The organism is Bradyrhizobium sp. LB8.2, from assembly GCF_040548035.1.
Taxonomy (GTDB): domain Bacteria; phylum Pseudomonadota; class Alphaproteobacteria; order Rhizobiales; family Xanthobacteraceae; genus Bradyrhizobium.
In genome coordinates this window covers 117501-130199 of the sequence record NZ_JBEPQV010000023.1, presented here as the reverse complement: position 1 = coordinate 130199, position 12699 = coordinate 117501, and the positions used below count along the sequence as shown (strand labels likewise).

Genomic DNA, 12699 nt, shown 5'->3' with positions numbered 1-12699 from the left:
TGCTCGCTCGCGTCAAGGTCAAGCCGCTTCGCGGCGGCCCTCCGGGCCGACCTTGACACGATCTGCGCGCGCCATCCGAAAGACCCAGCGGTCGGACGAAAAGCTGGCAGCAATCAAACAAAAAGCTGAACATCCGCCTTGACACACCAAATCCCCATGTGAGCAATCCAGGGTCTTTCCGCGGAGGGATTCTGGATTGCTTCGCCTGCGCTCGCAATGACAGAGCGTGTGGTGACGCGCTTGCTCTAATGCGCGGCCAGCGACCTCGGATCGCGCGCCGGCCATCTTCCCGTTTCCACCAGCGTGACGAACCGTTCCACCGTTTCGTTGAACAGCGCCGGCTCTTCGAGATTGAGCACGTGGCCGGACTTCGGAAACATCGCGAGCCCTGCCGCAGGCAGATGCTTCTTCAGGAACAGGCTCGGCGCGATGCACGGATCGTCCTCGTCGCCGCAGATGATGAGTGCCGGCGTCGCGGCGCCTCTGATCGCGTCCGTCATCGCAAAGATCGAGGGGCGGCCGCCCTGGAAGCCGCGCATCGTGCGCGCCGATCCCTTGGCGTCGTGGCGTGCCAGAGCGGCGTAGAAATCGGCGTGGCCGCGCGGGTCCTTCACCAGGAAGGGAATCCGGCTCGGCGCTTCGCGCGTAACTTTTGCGACTTCCGCGGAGCCGAGCGTCTCGAATTGCTCCGCGTTGGCGCGGCACTGCTTGCGCCAGGCGTCGAGGTTCTCGACCTCCGAGCCGGAGCCGACGCCGGCGAGTGTCATCGATAGCGCGCGCTGCGGTGCGTTCAGCCCGATCTGGAGCGACGAATAGGCGCCCATCGACAGTCCCACGAGGTGCGCGCGTTCGATCTTGAGATGATCGAGCACCGCGAGCGCATCGGTGTAGAAATGCATGTAGCTGTAGACTTCGCCATCAGGCACGTCCGATGGCGTGTAGCCGCGCGCCGAATAGGTGATGCAGCGATGGCCGCGCGAGAAGTAGCGCATCTGCGGCTCCCAATTGGTGTAGTCGGCCGCGAATTCGTGCAGAAAAATAATCGGCGTGCCCGCGCCTGCTTCTTCGAAATAGAGACGGTGGTTGTCCTTCGTGAGGGCGTACGGCATCCGGTTTTCTCCCTGAGGTGGCTGCGGCATTGGAATGCCGCTCTGCGGTCAGCGCATGCACCCTAACACTCGTTAATCATCGTCCAAAATCTTCGCGACCCCGTCTTGTTCTCGCCACATCGGGATACTGATACAGCCGGCGGATGTCGGCCACCGCACAGGCCGATTGGGAAGTGGGGTGTCAAAAGGATGAAGAATGTTCGAGTTGTTTGCGTCTCGCCTGTCGCGTTGTGTCGTCGTGCTGGCTGTTTTCTTCGCGGCGGTCGCCGCGTTCTCCTCTCCGGCGTCAGCACGGTCTCATCGTCATAGCGCAGAGCGGCACGCTTACGCGCATCACGCCAGCAGACATCATCATTATCGGTATCATGCACGCAGCTCGCGCTTCGAGCGCGGCGCGGCGCAATTGCAGGCGAGCGGCTTCGGCAACGCCTTCGCCAGCTATGATCCGAATGCCAACAGCGGCGGCATTGCCATGAGCGGTGATGGTGGAATGGCCATGAGCGGTGGCGGTGGAACGACCCCGCGCGTTAGCCGTCGGATGGCCATGAGCCGTCGCGATCGAGTGGCTGCGAGCGGCGAAGGCGTGGCGATGAGCAGCGGCGGCTTCAGCGGCGGGTCGGGCCTCGTGTCCGAGGCACGCCGCTATGTCGGCGGCAATCCGACCGGCCGCGGCAGCCTGTGGTGCGCGCGTTTCATGAACATGGTGCTCGAGCATACTGGCCATCGCGGCACGGGATCCGACATGGCGAGTTCGTTTGCGCGCTATGGCACGCGCGTCTCGGGCCCGCAGGTCGGCGCCATCGCGGTCATGTCGCGCGGTCGCGGCGGCGGCCATGTCGGCATCATCACCGGCGTCGATGCGCAGGGAAATCCGATCATGATCTCCGGCAACAACGGCAACCGCGTCCGCGAAGCGCCGATCTCGCGCGGCCGGATCTATGCCTATGTGATGCCGAACTGAGGTTCTGCCCCGTCATTGCGAGGAGCAAAGCGACGAAGCAATCCAGACTGCCTCAACAGATAGATATTTGGATTGCTTCGCTGCGCCGCTGCGCTCGCAATGACGGAGTACGTGGAGCCGGCGCCGCGTCACACCAGCTTCGGCTCTTCCACCGCGATCTGATCGCCGACGCCGATCTCGCCGTCGGCGATCACCTCGGCATAGATGCCGCAGTCCATGTGGCCGAGATTGCTTGAGAGCGTGGCCGGGATTTCGAGATCGCGCCTTGCGGTATTAGGGTCGACATTGGTGGCCGGGCAGCGCTTGATGCGCTTGACCACTTCCAGCCGGGCCCGCCCGATCGCGAGCGTCTGGCCGACGAGGTCGAGCTCGGACCAGGCCGGCCAGCCCTTCGCGTAGAGATTGGCGCGGAAACGCAGAGGGTGGACCGCGGCGCCGCCGAGCATAGTCTCGAGCGCGCGGACGCTGTCGAGATTGATGATGGACACGACCTTGCGAGCGACGTCGGAAAAGCTGTGGTCGCGGCCGGACAGGACCTTGGGCGGGCCCTTCAACTCCGGCTGAAAGTTCTCGCTGAAATAGCCCTCGATGGCGGCGCGCCCGGCCGCGGTCTCGAGATCGCCGCTGGCGACGATTTGGCCGTCCTTGCGGATAGTCAGGCGGTTGGTCGCGTCCTCGAAACGGCTGTCGAGGGAAGCCAGCCGCTCATTGCGCGCCAGCATCAGGAACTGGATTTTCGGCTTCCATTGGGGCGCATCAGGGTCGAACCCGCTCGGGCCGTTCTCGATGGCGTAGCGGCGGTCGGCGGGCAGGGTCTGGCCGGATCGCAGTGAGATCCGGGGCAGGGACTCCGGCGTCAGGCCTTTGATCGGATAACGGTAGAGGCTGGTGATCTCGGCGGTCTGGTTGGCTGTCATTGCGCTAGGTGTCATGCCGCTACTTAGGGGATTCGACCCACCGGCGCCAAGCTGGCAGATCCGCGCACGAAATTGTGAACTCGCCTCTTCCGGTCCAAGGGCACGCTTCCCACATCTGGGTCAGGCCGGCGCCAGCGCCAGCTGATAACGACCGTTACCGGTTGAGAAACGTCAATGCGGTCATCGGAAACCCAATGAAGATGCCGTTTGGAGTGCCTTAGAGGGCTCCTGGGGCAGGCCGAGGGAAGAAGACAAATGAACATCGACAAATATACCGAACGCTCCAGAGGCTTCGTCCAGTCCGCGCAGTCGCTTGCGGTGCGCGAAGGGCACCAGCAGTTTTCGACCCTGCACCTGCTGAAGGTGCTGCTGGACGACAATGAAGGCCTCGCTGCCGGCCTGATCGACCGTGCCGGCGGCAATTCCCGCGCAATTCTGAAGGCGACCGAGGACGCCCTTAACAAGGTGCCGAAGGTCTCTGGCGGCGGCGCCGGCCAGATCTATCTGGCGCCTGAGCTCGCCCGCACCTTCGACGCCGCCGAAAAGGCCGGCGAGAAGGCCGGCGACAGCTTTGTCACCGTCGAGCGGCTGCTGCTTGGCCTCACGCTGGAGAAGACCAGCGAGGCCGGCGCGATCCTCGCCAAGGGCGGCGTCACTCCGCAAAACCTCAATGCGGCGATCGAGGCGCTGCGCAAGGGCCGGACCGCGGATTCCGCGACCGCCGAGAACGCCTATGACGCGCTGAAGAAATATGCGCGCGACCTGACCCAGGCGGCGCGCGACGGCAAGCTCGATCCGGTCATCGGCCGCGACGAGGAGATCCGCCGTACGATCCAGGTGCTGTCGCGCCGGACCAAGAACAATCCTGTCCTGATCGGCGAGCCCGGCGTCGGCAAAACCGCCATCGCCGAGGGCCTGGCGCTGCGCATTGTCAATGGCGACGTGCCGGAGAGCCTGAAGGACAAGAAGCTGCTGTCGCTGGACCTCGGTTCGCTGATCGCCGGCGCGAAATATCGCGGCGAGTTCGAGGAGCGGTTGAAGGCCGTGCTTCAGGAGGTGACCGCGAGCGACGGCAATTTCGTCCTGTTCATTGACGAGATGCACACGCTGATTGGCGCGGGCAAGGGCGATGGCGCGATGGACGCATCGAACCTGCTCAAGCCCGCGCTTGCGCGCGGCGAGCTGCATTGCATCGGCGCGACCACGCTTGACGAGTATCGCAAGCATGTCGAGAAGGATGCGGCACTGGCGCGGCGCTTCCAGCCGATCTTCGTCAGCGAGCCCACGGTCGAGGATACGATCTCGATCCTGCGCGGGCTGAAGGACAAATACGAGCAGCACCATGGTGTGCGGATCGCCGATTCCGCACTCGTGGCGGCGACGACGCTGTCCAACCGCTACATCACCGACCGCTTCCTCCCGGACAAGGCTATCGATCTCATGGACGAGGCGGCCGCGCGGCTGAAGATGCAGGTCGATTCCAAGCCGGAAGAGCTGGATTCGCTCGACCGCGAGATCATCCGGCTCAAGATCGAGCAGGAAGCGCTCAAGAAGGAAAGCGACCTCGGCTCCAAGTCCCGTCTTGAAGCGCTGCAGAAGGAGCTGGCCGAGCTTGAGGAGAAGTCTGCGGCGCTGACAGCGCGCTGGAGCGCGGAGAAGAACAAGCTCTCCAACGCCCAGAAGCTGAAGGCTGAACTCGACAGCTTGCGTGTCGATCTCGCCGACGCCCAGCGGCGCGGCGAATTCCAGCGCGCCGGTGAGCTGGCCTATGGCCGAATTCCGGAGCTCGAGAGGCAGCTTGCGGATATCGAGGCCAAGGAAAATACAACGCAGAGCTCCGGCGAGATGATGGAGGAGGCGGTTACCGCCAATCATATCGCGCAGGTGGTCTCGCGCTGGACCGGCGTGCCCGTCGACAAGATGCTGGAAGGCGAGAAGGAGAAGCTCCTGAGGATGGAGGCGCAGCTCGGACAACGCGTCGTCGGGCAGGCTGAGGCCGTGCGTGCGGTCGCGACCGCCGTGCGCCGCTCGCGCGCAGGCCTTCAGGATCCGAACCGGCCGATGGGCTCGTTCATGTTCTTGGGTCCGACCGGCGTCGGCAAGACCGAGCTGACCAAGGCGCTCGCGGAGTATCTCTTCAACGACGAGACCGCGATGGTCCGCCTCGACATGTCCGAATACATGGAGAAGCATTCGGTGTCGCGGCTGATCGGCGCGCCCCCGGGCTATGTCGGCTACGACGAGGGCGGCGCACTCACCGAAGCGGTGCGGCGCCGGCCTTACCAGGTGGTGCTGTTCGACGAAGTCGAGAAGGCGCATCCGGACGTGTTCAACGTCCTGTTGCAGGTGCTCGACGACGGCCGCCTGACTGACGGCCAGGGCCGTACCGTCGATTTCCGCAACACGCTGATCGTCATGACCTCGAACCTCGGTTCGGAGTTTCTGGTGAATCAACCGGAGGGCGAGGATACCTCCGCCGTGCGTGAGCACGTGATGGCGACGGTGCGCGGACATTTCCGCCCCGAATTCCTCAACCGCGTCGACGAAATCATCCTGTTCCATCGTTTGCAGAAGAGCGAGATGGGCCGGATCGTCGAGATCCAGTTCGCGCGGCTCCAGAACCTGTTGACCGATCGCAAGATCGTGTTGACGCTGGATGGCAAGGCGCGCGATTGGCTCGCGGAAAAGGGCTGGGATCCCGCCTATGGCGCCAGGCCGCTGAAGCGGGTGATCCAGCGCTACGTCCAGGATCCGCTCGCCGAGATGATCCTCGGCGGCGACGTCAGGGACGGCGATGCGGTTGCGATTTCATCGGCAGGCAACGTGCTGACCTTCAACGGCAAGGCGGCGCAGACTGCGGAAATCGCCCAGTTCGACGTGCCCGTGTCGAAGCGCAGGCTCAACTGAACCTGGCGCTCACCGCAAAATGAAAAACGTCCCGGAAGGCGATGCCTCTCCGGGGCGAAATGTTTGGTCAACTCGGTCGGCTTGCTAACTGACTGCGGGCGCAGAGCCGGGATCGGCCGGACCTTCCTCGTCGCCTTCCTGTTCAAGCTCCGAAAGGATATCCACGAGCTCGCGCACCCGGCCCTGCGCTAGTGGACGGAGGTCGTTGATCATGGGCTCGTCGTTGGCGAGCCATGCCTGGGCCTCGGCAAGCTCCTCGACTGTCGCGCCGGTTCCGATGATCTGTGCAATCGTGACGTCGTCAGCTCCGCTGACGGCCTTGATCACGTCGTCACGTGAGAGGCGCTGCATGGATTGTCCTCCTCTTGACTGAACAGGCAGGAAACCGCCACCAAAACCAATCGTGGCGACCATTGGTTGGTTCCGCTAACAGAAGCATCTCGCCCGCTCTGGCTCGAGTTGGGATATTTAATGAAACTGCTGCGACCGGGCCAGGTTGCCCCACATGGATCCGTCGGTTGGACGCACCAATCCGGCGTCGGAGTTGACCGACGTCGCGTCCGATAGTTCTTGTCGGCTGCTAAGGCACTTGCCATGGGTTCCCGGCGAATCCCGCAAATGTGGGGTATCGCCATGAACAAGGATCTTGTCTCCCGCAACCGACCGGCCTTCGACGAGCTTCATCCAAAGATCTATGGTGCCGCGGTCGTCCTTGTCGCCTGGTTCGCGCTGATGGCCTGGGTACTGTTCGATCGCAGCAGTGATGTCAGCCTGTTGCTTGCGTTTGTCAGCCTGTTGTTCCTGGTCGCGGCGGGCATTCCGTGGATATTGTCGCGGGTCTGGAGGCACCACGTGTCCGATGAGCCGCATCCACAGCAGCCCTCATTGCATGATTGGGAAGCCGGCGACTTCAAGGTTTGGGGTGCAACGCTTCACGGCACCGATGCCGCGATCGATGTCCTGCTGCCGCTCATGGCTGTCTCGTTTGGTCTTACGGCGATCGGGATCGTCTTCGTGATCGTGCGCGCAACTGCGTTGCCGTAGCGCCGCTCCAATCGTGGCCCCGCCCGTGCCGTGGGGCGGGGCGCAGTCTACTAGCGGCCTGCGGTCAGCCGCGGCGGGTTTTGTGACATGATCCAGAGCTCGATGGCGGCAAGCACGGCGACTGCGATGCCGACCACGACGTGGATCGTCATCGCCGTCTTGGTCCCCTCGAATCCGAGGACCCAAGGCGCAATGAGAGTCCACAGGCCGACGATCAGGTTCAGCCATTCTTCCCATACTGCGAAGGCGGCAAGCGCCGCGATGGCCAAAATTGCGATCACGATGCCCGCGATATGTGCGTTCTGGGAGGGCCTTCCGGCGTCGAAGCCGAAGATCCACGGCGAGAAGAACAGGAATGCACCGAGGATCAGGTTGGCGACGTCGCACAGCTTTGCGTTCGTCCAATTGTCCATAACATCCTCCATTCAGCCCCTGCCTAGTGGGAAACCAACCGGTTCGCGCCCCAGCCGGTTCCAACCAAATCGGATGCAGAACGCAAATCGGCTCCAGAACGGAAGGTTCTGGAGCCGACGCCCGGCGGGCGCCGGTCGGTTCTCTGACGATTGGCGACGACCGTGGGCTACCGGTTGGTGACCTGCAACGGCCCGCCCGTCGCGTCTGACATCCTCGCGATGGCGCCGGCGCGGCCGCTCATCATGCCGTCGAGCCGGTCGCGCTCCTTCTCGAAGCCGGCCAGCATCGGGCCTTCCAGCGAACGGCCGCGCGGCAACTTTACGCGCAGCGGATCGACGAAGCGGCCGTTGACGAGGATTTCGTAGTGGACGTGAGGGCCTGTCGACGCGCCGGTCGAACCGACGAAGCCGATCACTTGGCCCTGCCGCACCTTCTTGCCGGGCTCCATGCCCTTGGCGAAGGCCGACATGTGGCCGTAGGCGGTCTCGTAGCCGTTGTTATGCTTGATCCGGATGTACTTGCCGTAACCGCCCTCGGGGCCGGCCTTCTCGATCACGCCGTTGCCGGAGGCGAAGATCGGGGTTCCGTAAGAGGTGGCCCAGTCGACGCCGGTGTGCATCTTCACATAGCCGAGGATCGGGTGGCGGCGGCCGCCGAAGCCGGAGCGCATGATGGCGTTGTTGACGGGCTTGCGCACCAGGAATTTCTTCGCGCTCTTGCCGGTCTCGTCGTAGTAGTCGACGACGCCGTCGTCAGGGCTCTGGTAGCGGTAGTATTTCTTGGTCTCGCCACCGAGCGTGAGCGAAGCGAACAGCACGTCGTTCTTTTCGCTCGCGGTCACGCCCTCGTCTTCGCCGGCGTAGAACACGTCGAATGAATCGCCTGGCGCCACCTTGCGCTGGAAATCGACGTCGTAGGAGTAGATCTTGATCATGTCTTCGATGACGGGCATCGGCACTTTGTTGCGCATCGCGGTCTCGTAGATGCTCTGGTAGAGCCGCACACCAGTGCCGTCATCGTCGTCATCGTCGTCGCTGTTGGCGTTGGCCCCAGCGTCGGCGACGGTGTTCATGCTGGAGACGTCGACCGCGACGTATTTGCCGAGATCGGACAGCGCCGCGATCGCCTCGACCATGGTCTCGTTGGCGATGACCACGCGGTAGGGTTGCAGACGGGCGCCAGGGCTTGCAGGCGCCATCAGGATGCGCAGCTTCTCGCCTTCCTTCAGGCCGCCGTCGCGGCCGCGGGGCCCGAGCGTCGCGGCGATCGCCTTGATCTCGTCGGCCGTGGCGCCGAGATCGCGCAACACGCCAGCGACGCTGTCGCCCTTCTTGACCATGTGGACGCGTTCGCCGTTGGGATTGCCCCCGGTGATCTGCTCCTTGGTCTTCGGCAGCAGCGTGACGTTTTCCGGCACCACGCGCGTCTCGAAGCCGGCATAGGGATCGGACGGCGACACTTCGGTGGCGTAGGCGCTTCTGATGTCGGACGGGCCGGTCGCGCCGGAGACGTCGGTGGCGGCATTGGCGAGCGTGGCGTAGCGCACCCCGCCATTGCCGCGCCAGTTGGCGGCATCGCGCACCCGCATCAGGATGTCATCGAGCGCCACCACTGCGGAAATCTTGGCCTTCGGCAGCACCGGCGACAGGTCCTTGGTGACGAAGGAGACCTCGGCGTCGGGTTCGACCGCTTCCGGATTGTTGGGATCGTCGGATGCGGTCTTCGGATCGGAGCCGACATCGGTGAGAAGGCGCTGGGCGTTGAACGGCGGGATCTTCGCCGACAGGTCGCTCGTCGTCATCGACAGATTGCCGGCAATCCGGATGAAGGGGCGCACCCGCATCACGTCGCGGCTGCCGACGCGGGCGACGGTCGAGACGCGCACGATGTTGCGCGAGGCCGTGGATTCGTTGGGCGGTGGCAGGCGGTCGCTCTTGTGCAGCGTGGCGGCGCGGTCAGCCGCACCGAATGCGCCGCGCAGCGCGCCTTCGACCCGCTCCGGCACCTTGGCGAAGGTCATTTCGCCGTCGAGCGATGCGAAAACGGCGCCGCCGATCAGGGCTGCGCCGCAGAGTCCGGTCAAGATCGTCCCGCTGAACCATTGCACCGAGACACGGCGGCGATCGATGACCGCGGCTTCCGAACCATCAACGGACAGCGGCGGCTCGTGGCCGAGATCGATGATCCCGGTCTCACGCCCGTAAGCGCCGCGTGACGTCCTTTGGTTCAACCCAAATCCCCCAATCAACGACCCAAGAGCCGGTTTCGAGCCCCTTCTTACGCCGCCCTCTTCAGGGGCACCGCTCGAAAAGGGCAAGCCGCATAGGCGTCCGCGGTCAGAAGGCCCTGATGACGGGCCGGCCGAAACTACGAACAGCTAAGCGGAAAAAAGATCTCTCGATGTCTCGCGAACGTCTGAAGAAGGCCGCTTCATCCTATGATCGCCTTCCTCTGACCCCAAGCAAACCGCCGGCAGCCCCCACTGGCATTCCTGCGATTCAAGCTCTGTCTGTACCAGAACGCCGCGGGAATGTGGCTCAAGTACGGCGCCTGATATGGAAAAGTTTCCCGAACGGCCCGGCGCGAGGGACCTGTCTGGAGGGGCGCTGCAGGCAGCCTCCAGAAGCCCCCGCAGGCCAAACTTTTTTTGGGTTTTTCCGCCGCGCCGATCCAAACCGTCCGCTCCACGCTTCTCTAACCACATGGAATCACGCGATTTTTTAGAACAATCCACCGTGCGACGATTTTCTGACAATGGTCGTTGACAACTCCGATGGGTGGGGCCTATAACCCGACCACTGAGCGCGGCGCCGCCGGGTCACTGACCAAGGCGAGCGAACGCGCCACTGATGCTCCTCACCTTGTTGAGTGACACAACAGTCGACGTAAGTCGATTGGAGTTCATTCATCGTCGGTAAGGGTGTCGGAACCCTTCCTCTCTGGAAGGTTGGGGCCACATCGGTCCCGGGCTGTTTGACAAGTGAAGATGAAGAAAGAGAAACGTGGACGGCGGAGTCCTTGCGGGTCTCGCATTTAAAGAGCTTCGGCTTTTTGGATCGGGACCGGACGAAAGACTTCGGCGGTACACGTTTTAAGGTTACACCATCGTTGCCAGCGATGTGAATCGCGGGCAGCTCATCGACTTCGGTCGATGAAAAATGGTGGGACCTCGTCAAAACGTTGTGATCAGCCGGTTCAAAGTTCAAGTCCAACTTGAGAGTTTGATCCTGGCTCAGAGCGAACGCTGGCGGCAGGCTTAACACATGCAAGTCGAGCGGGCGTAGCAATACGTCAGCGGCAGACGGGTGAGTAACGCGTGGGAACATACCTTTTGGTTCGGAACAACACAGGGAAACTTGTGCTAATACCGGATAAGCCCTTACGGGGAAAGATTTATCGCCGAAAGATTGGCCCGCGTCTGATTAGCTAGTTGGTGAGGTAATGGCTCACCAAGGCGACGATCAGTAGCTGGTCTGAGAGGATGATCAGCCACATTGGGACTGAGACACGGCCCAAACTCCTACGGGAGGCAGCAGTGGGGAATATTGGACAATGGGGGCAACCCTGATCCAGCCATGCCGCGTGAGTGATGAAGGCCCTAGGGTTGTAAAGCTCTTTTGTGCGGGAAGATAATGACGGTACCGCAAGAATAAGCCCCGGCTAACTTCGTGCCAGCAGCCGCGGTAATACGAAGGGGGCTAGCGTTGCTCGGAATCACTGGGCGTAAAGGGTGCGTAGGCGGGTCTTTAAGTCAGGGGTGAAATCCTGGAGCTCAACTCCAGAACTGCCTTTGATACTGAGGATCTTGAGTTCGGGAGAGGTGAGTGGAACTGCGAGTGTAGAGGTGAAATTCGTAGATATTCGCAAGAACACCAGTGGCGAAGGCGGCTCACTGGCCCGATACTGACGCTGAGGCACGAAAGCGTGGGGAGCAAACAGGATTAGATACCCTGGTAGTCCACGCCGTAAACGATGAATGCCAGCCGTTAGTGGGTTTACTCACTAGTGGCGCAGCTAACGCTTTAAGCATTCCGCCTGGGGAGTACGGTCGCAAGATTAAAACTCAAAGGAATTGACGGGGGCCCGCACAAGCGGTGGAGCATGTGGTTTAATTCGACGCAACGCGCAGAACCTTACCAGCCCTTGACATGTCCAGGACCGGTCGCAGAGATGTGACCTTCTCTTCGGAGCCTGGAACACAGGTGCTGCATGGCTGTCGTCAGCTCGTGTCGTGAGATGTTGGGTTAAGTCCCGCAACGAGCGCAACCCCCGTCCTTAGTTGCTACCATTTAGTTGAGCACTCTAGGGAGACTGCCGGTGATAAGCCGCGAGGAAGGTGGGGATGACGTCAAGTCCTCATGGCCCTTACGGGCTGGGCTACACACGTGCTACAATGGCGGTGACAATGGGACGCTAAGGGGCAACCCTTCGCAAATCTCAAAAAGCCGTCTCAGTTCGGATTGGGCTCTGCAACTCGAGCCCATGAAGTTGGAATCGCTAGTAATCGTGGATCAGCACGCCACGGTGAATACGTTCCCGGGCCTTGTACACACCGCCCGTCACACCATGGGAGTTGGTTTTACCTGAAGACGGTGCGCTAACCAGCAATGGAGGCAGCCGGCCACGGTAGGGTCAGCGACTGGGGTGAAGTCGTAACAAGGTAGCCGTAGGGGAACCTGCGGCTGGATCACCTCCTTTCTAAGGATGATCCTTCAGCTTAGCTTCGGCTAACTATCGGATCGTTTTAGAAACATCAGTGGCCAACGGTCGTCAGGATCGTTGAGCTGCATTGGCGGGATTTCGCCGTCTTCGTTTCTCTTTCTTCGCGGACGAACACGCGCTGGGCCTGCATGGTTGCAGGATCCCGGTCCTTAACTGGATATGCGTTAGGGGCTTGTAGCTCAGTTGGTTAGAGCGCGCGCTTGATAAGCGTGAGGTCGGAAGTTCAAGTCTTCCCAGGCCCACCACACTCATCGAGTGAGCATTCGTCTTCTGGTTACGGGGCCATAGCTCAGCTGGGAGAGCGCGTGCTTTGCAAGCATGAGGTCGTCGGTTCGATCCCGTCTGGCTCCACCAGATGGTTTGATCACCGACAACTCAACCGTCGTCCGCGAAACATCACTTCGCACCCACTAGTCCGGATGGACAGTGACGTGCGTGATTTCTGACATCGTAAAGAGGAGATCGATCCGAGTTGGATCGTGCAGAAGATTTCTGCGCGGTACTCCATTATCTCCGGATCATTTCGGCGCTCGTGCGTCTTCCAGGGTAGCTCACAAGGCTGCATTGAAAGACAAGCGAGTTGTAAATGATCCTTTTAGCGAAGCTTGACCGCCTCGCTATCGGA

General features: G+C 62.0%; 8 protein-coding genes, 2 tRNA genes and 1 rRNA gene. 6 read left to right on the top strand and 5 right to left on the bottom strand.

The window, feature by feature from the left end; translation table 11 throughout:
• Positions 1-245: 245 nt before the first annotated feature.
• Entirely contained in the window at positions 246-1109 is an 864-nt protein-coding gene (locus tag ABIB06_RS25730; protein WP_354050648.1) for an alpha/beta fold hydrolase, read from the bottom strand.
• 196 nt (positions 1110-1305) lie between these two features.
• On the opposite strand from ABIB06_RS25730, the gene ABIB06_RS25725 reads away from it, so the two are divergent.
• Complete coding sequence (locus ABIB06_RS25725; RefSeq protein WP_354050650.1) at positions 1306-2070, top strand: TIGR02594 family protein; 765 nt, start codon at positions 1306-1308, stop codon at positions 2068-2070.
• Between the two features lie 128 nt (positions 2071-2198).
• Here the strand turns inward: ABIB06_RS25725 and ABIB06_RS25720 are convergent, their stop codons facing one another.
• Positions 2199-2987: an MOSC domain-containing protein gene (locus ABIB06_RS25720; RefSeq protein ID WP_354050652.1), complete on the bottom strand. Its 789-nt coding sequence runs from the start codon at positions 2985-2987 to the stop codon at positions 2199-2201.
• 255 nt (positions 2988-3242) lie between these two features.
• Between ABIB06_RS25720 and clpB the strand changes: the two genes are divergently transcribed.
• Positions 3243-5894 carry an ATP-dependent chaperone ClpB gene (clpB, locus tag ABIB06_RS25715; protein ID WP_354050654.1) on the top strand — a complete coding sequence of 884 codons (2652 nt, stop codon included), beginning with the start codon at positions 3243-3245 and terminating at the stop codon, positions 5892-5894.
• A gap of 84 nt (positions 5895-5978) precedes the next feature.
• On the opposite strand, the gene ABIB06_RS25710 is transcribed toward clpB, so the two are convergent.
• Positions 5979-6308 (bottom strand): hypothetical protein, encoded by a 330-nt coding sequence (locus tag ABIB06_RS25710; RefSeq protein ID WP_247339971.1) that lies wholly within the window; start codon positions 6306-6308, stop codon positions 5979-5981.
• A 219-nt stretch (positions 6309-6527) separates the two neighbouring features.
• Here ABIB06_RS25710 and ABIB06_RS25705 point away from each other — a divergent pair, with 219 nt between their 5' ends.
• Positions 6528-6938, top strand: a complete 411-nt coding sequence (locus tag ABIB06_RS25705; RefSeq protein ID WP_247339972.1) for a hypothetical protein — start codon at positions 6528-6530, stop codon at positions 6936-6938.
• 50 nt (positions 6939-6988) lie between these two features.
• Here the strand turns inward: ABIB06_RS25705 and ABIB06_RS25700 are convergent, their stop codons facing one another.
• Both ABIB06_RS25700 and ABIB06_RS25695 read right to left on the bottom strand, forming a co-directional pair.
• Positions 6989-7351: an SPW repeat protein gene (locus ABIB06_RS25700; RefSeq protein ID WP_354050657.1), complete on the bottom strand. Its 363-nt coding sequence runs from the start codon at positions 7349-7351 to the stop codon at positions 6989-6991.
• Positions 7352-7518: 167 nt separating this feature from the next.
• A complete protein-coding gene (locus tag ABIB06_RS25695; RefSeq protein ID WP_354050659.1) occupies positions 7519-9582 on the bottom strand; it encodes a peptidoglycan DD-metalloendopeptidase family protein in 2064 nt (687 codons plus the stop codon).
• A gap of 979 nt (positions 9583-10561) precedes the next feature.
• Between ABIB06_RS25695 and ABIB06_RS25690 the strand changes: the two genes are divergently transcribed.
• The 3 genes from ABIB06_RS25690 to ABIB06_RS25680 all read left to right on the top strand — a co-directional run bounded on the left by ABIB06_RS25690 (position 10562) and on the right by ABIB06_RS25680 (position 12428).
• Positions 10562-12050 (top strand): 16S ribosomal RNA (locus ABIB06_RS25690).
• 192 nt (positions 12051-12242) lie between these two features.
• A tRNA-Ile gene (locus ABIB06_RS25685) sits at positions 12243-12319 on the top strand.
• Between the two features lie 33 nt (positions 12320-12352).
• A tRNA-Ala gene (locus ABIB06_RS25680) sits at positions 12353-12428 on the top strand.
• The last annotated feature ends 271 nt before the right edge of the window (positions 12429-12699 follow it).

Excerpts from the sequence above, each read along its gene's own strand:
- ABIB06_RS25705 (WP_247339972.1), top strand. The coding sequence starts at position 6,528 with ATGAACAAGGATCTTGTCTCCCGCAACCGACCGGCCTTCGACGAGCTT.
- ABIB06_RS25720 (WP_354050652.1), bottom strand. The coding sequence starts at position 2,987 with ATGACAGCCAACCAGACCGCCGAGATCACCAGCCTCTACCGTTATCCG.
- ABIB06_RS25725 (WP_354050650.1), top strand. The coding sequence starts at position 1,306 with ATGTTCGAGTTGTTTGCGTCTCGCCTGTCGCGTTGTGTCGTCGTGCTG.
- ABIB06_RS25700 (WP_354050657.1), bottom strand. The coding sequence starts at position 7,351 with ATGGACAATTGGACGAACGCAAAGCTGTGCGACGTCGCCAACCTGATC.
- clpB (WP_354050654.1), top strand. The coding sequence starts at position 3,243 with ATGAACATCGACAAATATACCGAACGCTCCAGAGGCTTCGTCCAGTCC.
- ABIB06_RS25730 (WP_354050648.1), bottom strand. The coding sequence starts at position 1,109 with ATGCCGTACGCCCTCACGAAGGACAACCACCGTCTCTATTTCGAAGAA.
- ABIB06_RS25710 (WP_247339971.1), bottom strand. The coding sequence starts at position 6,308 with ATGGTCGCCACGATTGGTTTTGGTGGCGGTTTCCTGCCTGTTCAGTCA.